Below are 16,282 nucleotides of genomic sequence, written 5' to 3' on the forward strand. Positions count from 1 at the left end.
TATTTTCTTTTAAAATACGCATACTATTTTTATAGATTAATAAAAAGAGGTGTTAGTTTTGGGAAAAGTAATTAAGAGTTTAGCAATAGGAACTGTTTTTGGAGTAGCAATTGGAATGATGGTTTTGCCTGAGTTGGATAGAAAAACTCAAAGAAATATCAGAAGAACTAGCAAAAAACTTAGATGTGCAGCTGGGGATGCTTATGATAATATCTTAGATTATATAAATTAGTATTAAAAACTGCTATAGAATTCTATAGCAGTTTTTGTATTATTTTAAGTATAATTGAAATTAATGCTCAAAAAATATATTTTTTTGGAACTTTATATGGTATAATGGGAGATATAATAAGAAACTTTTTTGAATTTATATAAATGTGGGTAAAGGAAGATTATGCTATGGAGATACTTACTTTAGGAGAGAAAATTAAAAGACGTAGAAAAGAATTAGAAATGACACTAAAGGACTTAGCAGGAGATAGAATTACACCGGGACAAATAAGTTTGGTCGAATCTGGTAGATCAAATCCATCTATGGATTTATTAGAGTATTTAGCAAATTCACTTCAGACTTCTGTAGAGTATTTAATGGAGTCGGAGGAAACGCAAGCTGAAAAAATATGTGTATATTATGAGCAAATGGCAGAAACATATATATTAAATAATGACTACATAAGTGCAGAAAAGTATATAGAAAATGCTTTGTATTATGCAGAAAAATATAATTTAGAGTATAGAAAAGCTAAAAATTTGTTTCTAAGAGCAAATATATGTAAAGAAAAAAATGAATTAGTTTTAGCTCAACAGCTTTATTTATCAGCAAATGTAATTTTTATAAAAAGAAATAACTATGAACAGATAATTAATACATTTTTAAGTTTAGGGAAAATAACATTAAGTTTAAAAGCTTATCATTCTGCAACAAGCTATTTAAAACAAGCAGAAAAGGTATACTTAGATAATAATGTTGGAAATGATTTTATTCTTGGGGAAATATATTACCAAATGGCTGAAAGTTATTTTAAAATCGATAATATAAAGAAAGCTATTGATTATACTTTTTTAGCAAAGCAAAAATTTGAGCAAGTTCAAAATAGGGAAGAATATGGTAAAACATTAATGCTATTATCTAAAGAATATAATAAAAAAGGGGATATAGTAAATGCTATAAAATATTCTAAGAAAACATTAGAAGTATACAGAGAATTAGAAGAAGAAAAAAATATATCTGCTATTGAAAATAGTTTAGGAAAATTATTTTTTGAGTTCGATAATCTTGAAGAGGCTTTTAAGCACTATCATATAGCTAAAGAAATTAGAATAAGAAATAAAGATAGTGAAGTAATTGAGACTTTAATTAACATATGTGAGGGATATATGAAAATTAAAGAAATTAGCAGATGTGAAAAAGTTCTTGCTGAAATTGAAATGCTTATTGATGAAAGTAATGTAGAACAAATAATAGAAAAAAACATTTTAAGCTATAGATTATATACAATTAAAGAAAAATTTGATGAAGCAGAATGTATATTATTAGAGACATTTAATATAGCAAAAAGAAATGGATTAAATAAAAAAGCGGCGGAAATAGCAATACTTATTGGAAGATACTACATTGGTGCTAAGAGAGAAGCAGAAGCAGCTAGATACTTGGATGAAGGTGTAAGTATTTTTAGAAGTTTAGGTATCTTGAATAACTAATAAACTGGGGGTAGCCATGGAAATATTATCAACAGGAGAAAAAATTAAAAGATCTAGAATATATAAAGGAATAACCTTAAAGGAATTATGCGGAGATAAGATTTCCATTTCAAAAATGAGTTGCATAGAAAATGGAAAAATTAAAGCTGATGGAGAATCACTTAAATATATTGCAAATAAATTACAAGTAGATTATAACTATTTAGTAAGAGACGTTTATGATCAAATAAAATATAATGTAGAAGAAATAAAAAAATGTAATTATACATTTGAAAAGTTAGAAAATATAATAAATTATAACTTAGAATATTCATGTAAATATGGATTTAACGATTTAGCATTAAAGCTAACTCATATTTTATTTGAATTATATATTAATAATGATAAAATTGAGAATATTCAACTTTTAATTTCAAAATATTATGATTTATATCAATCTACTCAAAATAATGAGGAAGTAGTTGTTTATTATAATGATATGGCTACGTTCTTTATGAAGACAGAAGAATATCATGAAGCTATAAGTTATTTTTCAAGAATAAGGGAACTTTATGAAAGTAATAATATAGCTGATAGAGGAAACTATATTTATGCATGTTTTTATGAGGGGATTTGCTATAAAAATATTAAAGAAATTGAAAAGGCATATCAACGTTTAAAGAAGATATTAGAATTTGTAGATATATTCACAAGCGATAAGTCTAGAGGAGATTTTTATCATGAGTTTGCAGTTTTAAATATTTTATTATATAAGGAAGAGGCTGAAAGATATTTAAATAAGGCTTATGAATATAAGAAAAATGATACTAAAGAACTAGCTAAATTTAAAGGTAAGAATGGAGCGATGTATTTTAAGGTTCAAGAGCCTGAAAAGGCAATGAATGAAATTAAAGATGCAGTTGAAATTTATCCTAGAGAAGATAAAAAAGGCTGTGGAGAATTTTTAATAGGGTGTATTAAAACTTTATATGAGAATAAACAGTATGAAGAAGCTTTTAAATATACAGAAGAAGCTTTAGATTTAGCTATTGATATTGATGAAATTAAGCTTATAGAAAAAGCGTATTATTTCAAGGGAATGATCCATCAGAGAAAAGGAGAGTTTATACAAGCAGAAATGTATATGAATCTATCTACTGATTTTTTATTTAGATTTGCTAATAATGAAGAGAGATATAAGAGATATAATGAATTAGCTGAATTATACTATAATTTAGGAGAGTTAAAAGAATCTGTTAAATATTTTACATTAGCTATAAATATTGAAAAAAAGTTATAATATATAAAAAGATAGAGAAGTAATTACTTCTCTATCTTTTTATATATTATAATTAATTTATTCACTATCATAATAAAAATTTAGTTATCGTGATGTAAAAGGTTAGACATCCAAATCCAAAATGACCACTTTGATTTAGTATCATTTAATAGTGATGGATTAAAAAATAGCCCTCTCATAAAAAACATCCTTTCATAAAAACAATTTATATTATTAGTATAGCTTAAAAATAAAATTAATGTATTCATGTAGATGCTTTAGTTTTTGTACAATAAGTGTTAAATAATAAAAAGTAAATAAGTAGAAAAAGCATAAAAACACCTAAAAAAGGTGTTTTCGGTACATTATTTTATATTTTTTAAAACTATTAGCTTTGCACCATAACCTTTTAGTTCTGTAATTATATTTAAAACTGAACTTTTTTTAGAATATTTAAATTCTATTTTGGGATAAGATGCTTTATGAAGTATTTCTTTTTCTTCTTTAGCAAGTCTATCAGGAGACCCCATTGCTAGCCAGTAATTATAGGAAGATCCTATAGATTCATTAAGCTCATAGGTAATAATTCTAGTTGAATTTTTAATATTTACTATATTAAGGGAATATTTTCTTTCAAAAGATTTTTTTACTCCACCTTGTTGGTAAATATCCTCATAGCTAACTAAAGTGTTAACATCATCATTGTGTGAGTATAAAAGAATGGAATAAGAGTTATCTGATTTTGTAACAATATATCCATCATCTAGTGCAATTATATCATTTCCTAATTTACTTAATAGATAATAAGCATAATATGATGGTTTTCTAATCCCCATATCATTAACTATACCAGGGGCTCCTATAAATACTTCATTTGTAATATTTATTTCTTTTTCAAGCACATCAAAGGCTTTAAGAAAATTTAAAGAATTACCTTTGAAAATAGTATTGTGAATTATATAAGGAAGCATGTAAGCTGTATCGTAAAGAGAGTTTAGATCAGATTTACATGTAAAATCAATTTCACAAACTTCCAATTCATAAGAATCTTTTATATAATCACGAAGATTATTTTTTATATCATCAGACAATCTAGAATCAAATTGAAACTTAAACTCAGAGACTTCAACAATATCTAATTCTGTAAAATAATCTAAAAAGCTACTTAAAATATTAATATACTTTTCTAAAGAATAATCTAAGTTATCAAGTAAGATAAGAGGTTTTAGATAAATATTAGATAAAAACTCTAATACTCCTTTTGCCTTATTCCAATTATAAAAATCTGAATCTAAAAATACACCCATATCACTATGAAACATTCTTTCAAGACGTCCATATTCAAAATGTATTTCTTCTTGTATTTCCTCTAAGATATCTTTATTATCTTCAATTAAAAGATCAAATGATTCACCTAAATTAATACATTCCTTAAAGTCTTTTTCTAATGGATATAATATCTTATCAACATCAACATGAATATTCCAAAGTTTATTTTCAAAATTAAATCTGTTATAGTTTTCTAGGCTATAAGAAAGACTTTCAAGTGCATCACTAAGAGAAAGCTCTAGATATTGCTTAGATAATTCATAGTCTTTTTCTGTAGTAGCATACTTCTTTCTATATTGAAGAGGCGTGCAATTATAATAATACTTAAAGTTTTTATTAAAATAACGCACATGAGAAAATCCTATTTCATCGGATATTTCAGAAATGCTCATATCGCTATCTAATAATAGTTTTATAGATTCCTCAATTCTAGTTAAGTTAATTAAGTCTGTAAAGCTATATCCTGTAGCATACTTTATCTCATGTGATAAATAGTGTGGACTTAAGAACTCTTTTTTTGCAATTTCTTGCAGAGTAATATTATTATTGTAATTATTATATATATACTTTGAAATTCTATGATATCTAGCTAATTGATCGGTTTTTTCCTTAAGTTCTTCTTTTTCATGAGTTAAATAATGAAAGTTATTAACTAAATGATAAAGAAGTGTTATAAGTAGCTCTTCTATTTCTTCATCGTAATCCTCAAGTTTTTGAACATATTCACAAAGCATTTGAGACAAAAGTGTTTTTAATTCTTCATATTCAGGTCCATTTTGATCTTCATATTCATTAGAATTAGTATAGAAAAATATATTATTTATATCTTTATAATATTTTTCGAAGAAAAATGGATCAATATTAAAAATTAATACTTTATTATCATCAATTCCTTGAATTTCATGAGATTCATCTGAATTTATTATTTCAACTTCACGTTCATTTAAAGTAAATGAATCAGTATCTATTTTTATGTGTAAAGAACCTTTTAACACATATATAATTTCAATTGAATTATGCCAATGAGTTGGATAATTTTTAATATTCAAATATGATATTTTAATAGGTAGCTCAAAGGGATAATTTATATATTCTCTTCTCAAAATTTCACCGTTGCGAAAAATTTATAAAACTTTATAAAATTTCTTTATTTCCTTCTTTATAGAACTCTATTTCAAGGTTGTTTTTAACGCTCTAATCTAGTTTGGTGTAGTTCTCCAAAGGCTTAAATTCGGGTACAACGCACCCTATATAAAACTAGCAATTTCTCAAAATTCACCTATGCTAACTTATAATTACCAAGATTAATCGAAGCATTTTTATCCCTATCAATTTCTAATCCACAATCACATTTGTACATCCTATCTTTTAGTTTTAAGTCATGTTTAATTTTCCCACAACAACTACAAATCTTTGAGCTAGGATAAAATCTATCAACTTGAATAAATTCTATTCCGTTAAATTTACATTTATATTGAATTTGTCTTGTAAATTCATAAAAACATTGTTCTTGTATAGCTTTTGATAAGTGACGGTTTTTAATCATTCCACTTATATTTAAGTCTTCCATTACAATTCTATATGGATTTAATTTAATTATTTTATTAGTAGCTTGATGAATGTGATTATTTCTTATATTTGATAATTTTCTATGAAGTAATTTAATTTGCTTTTCTAATTTAATAATATTATTAGTTTTAACAAATTTACTTCCTTCTTTATTTGATTCATACTTTCTTGATATTTGTCTTTGTAATCTTTTAAGTCTTTTATTTAATCTTCTTACCTTCTTAGTTTTATTAATGTTTTTAATAGGTTTATCTAAGCAATTTATAACTGCTAATTCTTTGATACCCAAGTCTATACCTACAGATAAATCTTTATTTAAAGTAGTTTGCTTTTCTTCTACTTCAAATCCAAAACTCAAATACCAATACTTTCCGTCATAACTGCAATATGGATTACTATATTTACAATTAGGAATATCATAATTAGTTTTGAACCTTACTTTTCCAATCTTCTCTATGTTGCAGACATTATTTTTGAAATATAATCTATCGTACCTAACATAAAAAGATCGTCTTGATTTTCTTTTAGATTTAAACTTAGGATAACCTTTTTTAGTTTTAAAGAATATTTTAAATGCTTTATCTAAATTTCTCATACTTTCAACCATAGTGGTATTAGAAACCTCATTTAGCCATTTAAATTCTTCTTGTTTTTTGAGTTGTGTAAACTTTTTTCTTATATCAGCTATGTTGTATTTAATTCCTTGTTCATATAGATTATTACATCTATTCAATGCCCAATTATAAGTGAATCTACTACAACCTATTGATTTCAACATTAATAATTCTTGTTCTTTACTTGGTAAAATTCTTATTCTGATAGACTTATTCATTCGTGTCACCCCCTTATGTTAATATTATCTGAAATTAACATAATTCGTATAACCATTTTGTATAAAAAGATTACATTTTATAAAGAAAATTAGTTTTATAAATTTTTCTTTTATTTATTATAGAACGCTACTTCTATAATGCCATTTCACTCACGTTAATGACCTCTGCCTTTCGGACAAGAGCGTAGACTATATCACTACCATTCATTAAAATAAATTTAACGTTTTAGGTACTCTCCACTTCCACCACCAATAGCTTATGATGTACTTCCTTTACGGAATAGTCGTTGAGCTTTCCCCTATTCGGGGCTTAGTTGCTGATTATCCATTATTATAGTACTTAGGATTTAACCTTATACTATCTAGTTAATTTTTTCTGCTTTCGCCACATTCACGCTTAGACTTGTTTCATTCTTACGTTGTAGTTTAACTAGCTTTAGGAACTTCCAGCAGTTCAAAGAGTTTTGGGTAAATCTATCATTTACCACTCCATGCTCTTTACGAACATGGGAGGTTTTATACTTATTACAACATATAAAATATTTATATGCTTTTTGTAACAGTTATGTTACCTCTAATTTGTATAAATTTGTCTTGTAAATATTATAACAATAACAGAGATTAAAAACAAAAAAATAAATTTTAAATTTACTTTGACTTTCTTTGACTTTTGTATTAAAATAAAATTAAAGTTAAGAATACTAATTAAGAGGTGAGTATAAATGAACGTTGAAAGAATGACATTAAGAGTACAACAAGCATTAAATGATGCAAATTTAACTGCAGTAAAATATAATCATCAACAAATTGATGTTATTCACTTATTTGCAGCTTTAGTAGAAGTTGAAGATGGATTAATCCCTAATATCTTTACTAAGATGGGAATCAACGTAAAGATGATGAGGGTTGATATAAAAAATGCATTAGATAAAATGCCTAAGGTTATGGGTGAAGGAGCTAATGGATCAGGTGTTTATATTACTAGACAAGTTGATGAAGTATTAGTAAAAGCTGATGATTTAGCAAAGAAATTTGGAGATTCCTATATTAGTGTTGAACACTTAATATTAGCAATAATAGATGTAGATAAAAATGGTCCAACTAAGCAAATATTAAATAAATACAATGTTACTAAAGATAACTTTATGAAAGTATTATCTGAAGTTAGAGGTAGTCAAAGAGTTGATACTCAAGACCCAGAAGGAACTTATGATGCCTTAGCTAAATATGGTACAAATTTAGTAGAGCTTGCTAAAAAGCATAAGTTAGATCCTGTAATAGGAAGAGATGATGAAATAAGAAGAACAATTAGAATTCTTTCAAGAAGAACTAAAAACAATCCAGTTTTAATTGGTGAACCTGGTGTTGGTAAAACTGCTATTGTTGAAGGGTTAGCTGAAAGAATAGTAAGAGGAGATGTTCCTGAGGGATTAAAAGATAAAATAATATTCTCATTAGATATGGGTTCTTTAATTGCTGGAGCTAAATATAGAGGTGAATTTGAAGAAAGATTAAAAGCTGTTTTGAAAGAAGTTCAAAATAGTGAAGGTAAAATTATATTATTTATAGATGAAATTCATACAATTGTTGGAGCAGGTAAAACTGATGGAGCAATGGATGCTGGTAATTTAATTAAACCATTATTAGCAAGAGGGGAATTACACTGTATTGGAGCTACTACTTTTGATGAATATAGACAATATATTGAAAAAGATAAAGCTCTTGAAAGAAGATTCCAACCAGTTATTGTTGATGAGCCTTCAGTAGAGGATGCAATTTCAATTTTAAGAGGATTGAAAGAAAGATTTGAAATTCATCATGGAGTTAGAATTCATGATTCAGCTATAGTTGCAGCAGCAAAGCTTTCTGATAGATATATTCAAGATAGGTATCTACCAGATAAAGCTATTGATTTAATTGATGAAGCTGGAGCTATGATAAGAACAGAAATAGATTCTCTTCCAGCAGAGTTAGATGCCATAAGAAGAAGAATAGTTCAACTTGAAATAGAAAAAGAAGCATTAACTAGAGAAAAAGATGAAGGTTCTAAGAAAAAGTTAGAAGCATTAGAAAAGGAATATTCAGAATTAAAAGCTAAAAATGATGAAATGACAGCTAAGTTCGATCGTGAAAAAGGTGCTATCTTAAAATTAAAAGAATTAAAAGGTAAGCTTGATGAGGCAAGAGGTAACTTAGAAGCTGCACAAAGACAATATGATTATAATAAAGCAGCAGAAATTCAATATGGTGAGATTCCAAGCTTAGAAGCTGCCATTGAACAAATGGAAGTTGAAGTTAAAGAAAATTATGAAGGAGCCTTATTAAAGGAAGAAGTTACAGAGGAAGAGGTTTCACAAGTATTATCAAGATGGACTGGTATACCAGTATCTAATTTATTAGAGGGTGAAAGAGAAAAATTATTAAGACTTGAAGATGAAATGCAAAAGAGAGTAATAGGCCAAGAGGAAGCAATTACATCTGTTACCTCTGCAATTCTTAGAGCAAGAGCTGGATTAAAGGATATTAATAGACCAATAGGTTCATTTATTTTCTTAGGACCAACAGGTGTAGGTAAAACAGAGCTTGCAAAGACTCTCGCAAGAAATCTTTTTGATTCTGAAGATAACATTATAAGAATCGATATGTCTGAATATATGGAGAAACATGCTGTATCTAGATTAGTTGGAGCGCCTCCAGGATATGTAGGATATGAAGAAGGTGGTCAATTAACAGAGGCTGTTAGAAGAAAGCCATATAGTGTAATATTATTTGATGAGATTGAAAAAGCTCATGAAGATGTATTTAACATGTTCTTACAAATACTAGATGATGGTAGACTTACTGATAATAAAGGAAAAACTGTAGATTTTAAAAATACAATAATTATAATGACATCTAATATTGGAAGTAGTTATCTTTTAGAAAACAAAGATGAAAATGGTATAGATCCAAAGATTAGAGAAGAAGTAATGAATGAAATGAAGATGAGGTTTAAGCCTGAATTCTTAAACAGAGTAGATGATATTATAATGTTTAAACCATTATCTGAAAATGGAATTACTAAGATTATTGATATTTTTGTAAATGAGGTTGCTAATAGATTAAGGGATAGAAATATAACTTTAGATGTTACTCCAGAAGCTAAGCATATACTAGCAGTTGAGGGATATGACCCAGTTTATGGTGCAAGACCACTTAAGAGATATATTCAAAATACTTTAGAAAATAAATTAGCAAGATTAATAATTGCTGGGGATATAAATTATGGTTCACATGTTACTATTGATGGCAAAGATGATGAAATTGTAATTACAACTAAATAGAAAAGGAAAAATGAAGTTGGTATACAACTTCATTTTTTTTGTAAATGAAATAAAAAAATGAAAACTAATGAAACAAAATAAAATTTTTTTTTGAAATATATTGAAATACAATTTCATAAATGGTAATATAAGTATAAGAAGTGAAAACGTAAACAAAGCGAGGGGTATTAAGATGATTGTATTAGATAAATTAACAACTGAAAGTAGAAATGAAAATACATTAAATATAGACAAGGTATCAACCTTAGAAATGGTAAAAATAATAAATAATGAAGATAAAAAGGTTGCCTTTGCAGTTGAAAATGAATTAGAAAATATAGCTAAAGCCATAGATGGAATAGTAGATAGAATAAATCGAGGTGGAAGGCTTATTTATATAGGCGCTGGAACTTCAGGAAGACTTGGAATATTAGATGCATCTGAATGTCCACCAACTTATGGTGTTTCAGAAGAATTAGTTCAAGGAATAATTGCAGGCGGAAAAGAGGCTATATTTAGAGCTAAAGAAGGTGCAGAAGATTCTGAGGAATTAGCTATAACAGATTTAAAAGATAAATCTTTAGGTGAGAATGATGTAGTTGTAGGATTAGCGGCCTCAGGAAGAACTCCATATGTTATTGGAGGACTTAAATATGCAAATGATATTGGAGCTTTAACTATATCTGTTACATGTAATAGGGATTCAGAAGTTTCAAAAGTAGCTCAAATTTCAATAGCACCAGTAGTTGGAGCTGAAGTAGTTACAGGTTCAACAAGGCTTAAAGCAGGAACAGCTCAAAAGTTAGTTTTAAATATGCTATCAACAGGAACTATGATAAAACTAGGAAAAGTTTATGGAAATCTAATGGTAGATGTTAAAGCAACAAATGAAAAATTGCTGGAAAGAGCTAAAAGAATAGTTTGTGAAGCAACTGGAGTCGAAAGAGGACAAGCTGAAAAAACTTTAAAAGAAACAAACTTTGATGTTAAGCTTGCAATATTTATGATATTGTCAGGATTAAATATAAATGAGGCAAAAGAAAAACTGTCAAAAAATAAGGGATACATTGCAAAAGCAATGGAAATAATTTAAAAAATATAGGGGGAAGAGAAGATGGCAAAGCAAGGAACCATTACAAATGAAGCTATTGCAAAGAATTTAGTAGAGCTTGTTGGAGGAAAAGAAAATATTAAATCAGTTGAAAACTGTATGACTCGTTGTAGATTAGAGTTAGTAGATCCAATGAAAGCTAAAATTGAGGAAATTAAAAAAGCTGAAGGAACATTAGGTGTTGTAGAGGCTAAAGGTCAATTGCAAGTTATTTATGGACCAGGAAAGGTTAACAAAATAACAGAAGAAGTTAAAAAAATAGTAGGAACTAGGGTTGTAATTGGAGAGGATGCTGTAAAAGCAACAAAAGCTAAGTTAAAAGAAAAGAATAATACAAAGTTTAAAAATATTCTTAAAAAATTAGGAAATATATTTATCCCATTAATTCCACTATTTGTTGCATGTGGACTTGTACTTGCTGTAAACAATATAGCTGGAGTTTATTTTGGAGATGCATATAAAACTACAAATGCAGCTCAAATAATAGGATTAATAGGTAATGCAGTATTTGCAATTTTACCAATATTAGTAGGGGTAAATGCGGCTAAAGAATTTGGTTCTCAAATGCCAATGATAGGTGGAGCATTAGGTGGAGTTTTATCATCATCAGCTCTTGCAAATATAACTTTATTTGGAAAAGCATTAACACCTAGTCGTGGAGGAATTATTTCAGTTATATTAGTTGTTGCATTAGCAGTTTTTGTTGAAAAGCAATGCAGAAAGTTTGTGCCAGATGTTTTAGATTTATTTGTAACACCATTAGTTACAATAACAGTATCAGTTTTAGCAGCATTATTTGTACTTCAACCAATAGGTGGAACTATATCAGATGCTATGGGGATATTAGTAGCGAATACAATTGCTTCAGATAATACTTTTGTTTCAGTTTTATCAGGAGCAATATCAGGTGGATTATTCTTACCACTTGTTATGACAGGAATGCATCAAGCATTAACACCAATTCATGCAGATTTAATTGCAAACGTTGGATTTACAATATTATTACCAGCTTTAGCAGCTGCAGGTATGGCTCAAGTAGGAGCAACATTTGCTGTTGTTAAGAAGACAAAAAATCAAAGATTAAAGAGAACAGCTAAAAATGGATTAATACCAGGTATTTTAGGAATAGGAGAACCATTAATATATGGTGTAACATTACCACTTGGTAAGCCATTCTTAGGAGCTTGTTTAGGAGCAGCTGTAGGTGGAGCAGTAATGGCTTTATTTAAAGTTGGAGCTGTTGCATTAGGAGTATCAGGATTACCACTTGCATTATTAATTGCAGATGGAAAAATGTTAGTATTCTTAGTTGGTGTTTTAGCATCATATGTAGCAGGATTCTTCTTTACATCAATATTAGGATTTGAAGATCCAATAGAATAATTTTTAGACTAGATAAAGAGCAGTAAAGATTTGATATTAATTACTGCTCTTTATTTATGAATTTTTCATACTTAAAAAATATATTATATTAAAGGGTAAATAATTATTATTATGAAAATATTATAAGTAATTAAATAAATTAAGTGGTTTAAGAGGGGTTAGGTGAAGAAATGATATCTAAAAAGAGAATATGTAGTATAGCAATGGCTTTAACATTTATGACATCTATAGTAAATACACCTTATAAGAATGTTACTGCAACAATGAATTATGGAATTATAAGAGATGCGGGTAATATAAATACAGAAGGCTTACAAGCAGATTTAACATTCCCTGATTGTTTGGATTATGTTGATGATACTTTAATAATTAATAATATGTATACTTTCAAAGGATATAAAGGTCAAGGAAAGTTATATATAACTACTGAGAACTTAGAAAGTGTAAGAGTATTTATAAATGGTAAAGAAATAGATGTTACTAAGGCTTATCAAAATAATGGTAAAACATATGAAATAGATTTTTCTGATATATCAGAAAATGATAGAAATACTATTCAAGTAACAAACTTCGTACCTGATACAGGAAAGGTAAAAATACAAATACCATATCCACAGGTTATTGAAGGTAGTGCAGAATCAGTAGGAATGAATCAAAGCACTTTAGATTTAATAGATACACTTATAAATAATGATATTAAATACGGATTTACTAGTGCTCAAGTAGCTGTAATAAAAGACGGTGTTATGGTTAAAAATAGTGCTTATGGTAATATAAATTCATATAATCAGGATGGGACATTAAAAACAGATTCTAATGAAGTTACAACAGATACATTATATGATATAGCATCAAATACAAAAATGTACTCAACTAATTATGCAATTCAAAAGCTAGTAAGTGATGGAACTATTAATTTATCAGACAAGATAACTAAATTTTTCCCAGAATTTGTAGATGGAGAAAATGATCCTATAAAGGGAAAAGCAAATTTAACAATACAAAACATATTAGAACATCAAGCTGGTTTTCCTGCAGACCCACAATATCATAATAATAAATTTAATCAAGAAACACAAAAACCAGATCAAAATGTAGATAACCCTTTATATTCGCAAGATAAAGAAACTACAAAGGAAATGATTTTAAAAACACCACTTCAATACGAGCCAGGAGGTAAGACTGTTTATTCAGATGTAGATTATATGCTTCTAGGTCTTATAGTTGAGGAAGTAACAGGAATGGATTTAGATGACTATGTAGAAAATACATTTTATAAGCCATTAGGATTAGATAACATAGTATATAATCCGTTAGAAAAAGGTTTTGAAAAGGAAAATATAGCTGCAACAGAGCTAAATGGTAATAGTAGAGATGGTGCAATAAGCTTTGAAAATATTCGTGACTATACTATACAAGGTGAAGTACATGATGAAAAAGCATATTATTCAATGGATGGAGTTTCAGGACATGCAGGATTATTTGCAAGTGCAGAAGATTTAGCAAAATTAGCTCAAGTAATGTTAAATGATGGTGGATACGGAAATAATAAATTCTTCTCTAAGAATACAATTGATGAATTTACAAAGAGAAAATCATCAAGCCCAACGTGGGGATTAGGATGGTGGAGAGAAGGAGATAACGGAAGAGTATGGTATTTCGGAACTCAATCATCAGAAGATACTATAGGGCATCAAGGATGGACAGGAACATTAACAGTAATAGATCCAGAAAGTGAGTTAGTAGTTGTATTATTAACTAATAAAATAAACTCACCAGTTATAGATAATACTAAAAATGCTAATACATTCTTTGGAAATAAATTTACAACTGCAACATTAGGAACTATTCCAACATTAGTTTATGAATCAATAATTCATGATAATGATCAAGCAATAGATGCTAATTTAGCTCAAATGGTAACTGAAAAATTGAAATTATACAATCCTTCAAATTATCAATCAGAAGCAGTTTTACAATCAGCTTATTCTATTGTTGATACAATGATAACAAGAGCAGAAGAACGTGGAACTGAAGAAGTGGTTGAATATGCTAAAAAATCAGTTGAAGAATTAGAAGCAATAGTTTCAGATAAGAATGTTATTAAAGAATTTAATGATAGAATAAATAAAATAAGTACAAAAGAGGAAAGTAAAGATTTATCTTTAATTACTTCAAGAAAAATTGATTCGGAATTAAATGCAGAATGGCAATCAGATATAGCATTTCCAGATTGTCTAGGCTACGTAGATGATACTTTAATAGTGAATAATTTATATACATTTACTGGATATGAAAATCAAGGTAAGTTATATGTAAAAGTTAATTCAGGAGTAAAATCAGCTAAGATATTCATAAATGGTGTAGAGATGGATACTAAAGATGCTTGTGGCAATATAGGAAGTACATTTGAAATTGATTACTCAAATATAGCTCGAAATGGAAGAAATACTATACAAGTTACAAATATAGAACCAAGTAACATTTCAATGGAATCAGGAATATCTGTAAAGATACCATATCCGGAAGTTATTGAAGGAAGTGCAGAAACAGTAGGAATGAATCAAAGCACTTTAGATCTAATAGATACAATTATAAATAATGATATTAAATACGGATTTACAAGTGCTCAAGTAGCTGTAATAAAAGATGGTGTTATGGTTAAAAATAGTGCTTATGGTAATGTAAATTCATACAATCAAGATGGTACATTAAAAACAGATTCTAATGAAGTTACAACGGATACATTATATGATATAGCATCAAATACAAAAATGTATTCAACTAACTATGCAATTCAAAAGTTAGTAAGTGATGGAACTATAAAGATTTCTGATAAGATAACTAAGTTCTTCCCAGAATTTGTAGATGGTGAAAATGATCCTATAAAAGGAAAAGCTAATTTAACAATACAAAATATATTAGAACATCAAGCTGGTTTCCCTGCAGACCCACAATATCATAATGATAAGTTTAATCAAGAAACGCAAAAACCAGATCAAAATGTAGATAATCCTTTATATTCTCAAGATAAAGAAACTACAAAGGAAATGATTTTAAAGACACCTTTAAAATATGAACCAGGAACTAAAACTGTTTATTCAGATGTAGATTATATGCTTTTAGGTCTTATAGTTGAAGAAGTAACAGGAATGGATTTAGATGATTATGTAGAAAATACATTCTATAAACCATTAGGATTAAACAACATAGTATATAATCCGTTAGAAAAAGGTTTTGAAAAGGAAAATATAGCTGCAACAGAATTAAATGGTAATAGTAGAGATGGTTCAATAAGCTTTGAAAATATTCGTGATTATACTATCCAAGGTGAAGTTCATGATGAAAAGGCTTACTATTCAATGGATGGAGTTTCTGGACATGCAGGATTATTTGCAAATGCAGAAGATTTAGCAAAATTAGCTCAAGTAATGTTAAATGACGGTGGGTACGGAAATAATAAATTCTTCTCTAAGAATACAATTGATGAATTTACAAAGAGAAAATCATCAAGCCCAACGTGGGGATTAGGATGGTGGAGAGAAGGAGATAACGGAAGAGTATGGTATTTCGGAACTCAATCATCAGAAGATACTATAGGGCATCAAGGATGGACAGGAACATTAACAGTAATAGATCCACAAAGTGATTTAGTAATTGTATTATTAACTAATAAAATAAATTCACCAGTTATAGATAATACTAAAAATGCTAATACATTCTTTGGAAATAAATTTACAACTGCAACATTAGGAACTATTCCAACATTAGTTTATGAATCAATAATTCATGATAAT

The 16,282-nt window shown here is 28.0% G+C and carries 9 protein-coding genes; 7 read left to right on the plus strand and 2 right to left on the minus strand.

Annotated features, from left to right (window positions below):
- The first annotated feature begins 49 nt into the window (after positions 1–49).
- The 3 genes from I4V51_RS15120 to I4V51_RS15130 all read left to right on the plus strand — a co-directional run bounded on the left by I4V51_RS15120 (position 50) and on the right by I4V51_RS15130 (position 2,980).
- Positions 50–232 carry a YtxH domain-containing protein gene (locus I4V51_RS15120; RefSeq protein ID WP_195989270.1) on the plus strand — a complete coding sequence of 61 codons (183 nt, stop codon included), beginning with the start codon at positions 50–52 and terminating at the stop codon, positions 230–232.
- A 167-nt stretch (positions 233–399) separates the two neighbouring features.
- Positions 400–1,701, plus strand: coding sequence for a helix-turn-helix transcriptional regulator (locus I4V51_RS15125; protein WP_195989271.1), 1,302 nt, complete (start codon positions 400–402; stop codon positions 1,699–1,701).
- Between the two features lie 16 nt (positions 1,702–1,717).
- Positions 1,718–2,980 (plus strand): helix-turn-helix domain-containing protein, encoded by a 1,263-nt coding sequence (locus tag I4V51_RS15130; protein WP_195989272.1) that lies wholly within the window; start codon positions 1,718–1,720, stop codon positions 2,978–2,980.
- A 344-nt stretch (positions 2,981–3,324) separates the two neighbouring features.
- On the opposite strand, the gene I4V51_RS15135 is transcribed toward I4V51_RS15130, so the two are convergent.
- Both I4V51_RS15135 and I4V51_RS15140 read right to left on the minus strand, forming a co-directional pair.
- Positions 3,325–5,391, minus strand: coding sequence for a helix-turn-helix domain-containing protein (locus I4V51_RS15135; protein WP_195989273.1), 2,067 nt, complete (start codon positions 5,389–5,391; stop codon positions 3,325–3,327).
- Between the two features lie 176 nt (positions 5,392–5,567).
- Positions 5,568–6,689: an RNA-guided endonuclease TnpB family protein gene (locus tag I4V51_RS15140; protein ID WP_195989274.1), complete on the minus strand. Its 1,122-nt coding sequence runs from the start codon at positions 6,687–6,689 to the stop codon at positions 5,568–5,570.
- Between the two features lie 722 nt (positions 6,690–7,411).
- On the opposite strand from I4V51_RS15140, the gene clpB reads away from it, so the two are divergent.
- The 4 genes from clpB to pbp4b all read left to right on the plus strand — a co-directional run.
- On the plus strand, positions 7,412–10,012 hold the full coding sequence (gene clpB / locus I4V51_RS15145; RefSeq protein WP_195989275.1) for an ATP-dependent chaperone ClpB: 2,601 nt from the start codon (positions 7,412–7,414) through the stop codon (positions 10,010–10,012).
- Between the two features lie 166 nt (positions 10,013–10,178).
- The gene (gene murQ, locus I4V51_RS15150; protein ID WP_195989285.1) at positions 10,179–11,084 is read left to right on the plus strand and encodes an N-acetylmuramic acid 6-phosphate etherase; all 906 of its coding nucleotides are present in this window, start codon (positions 10,179–10,181) and stop codon (positions 11,082–11,084) included.
- Positions 11,085–11,123: 39 nt separating this feature from the next.
- Positions 11,124–12,485 carry a PTS transporter subunit EIIC gene (locus tag I4V51_RS15155; protein ID WP_195989286.1) on the plus strand — a complete coding sequence of 454 codons (1,362 nt, stop codon included), beginning with the start codon at positions 11,124–11,126 and terminating at the stop codon, positions 12,483–12,485.
- Between the two features lie 170 nt (positions 12,486–12,655).
- The coding region (gene pbp4b / locus I4V51_RS15160) for a penicillin binding protein PBP4B (RefSeq protein WP_195989276.1) at positions 12,656–16,282 on the plus strand (3,627 nt) is incomplete at its 3' end.

Origin of the sequence: Clostridium sp. D53t1_180928_C8 (assembly GCF_015667795.1) — a bacterium.
GTDB lineage: Bacteria > Bacillota > Clostridia > Clostridiales > Clostridiaceae > Clostridium.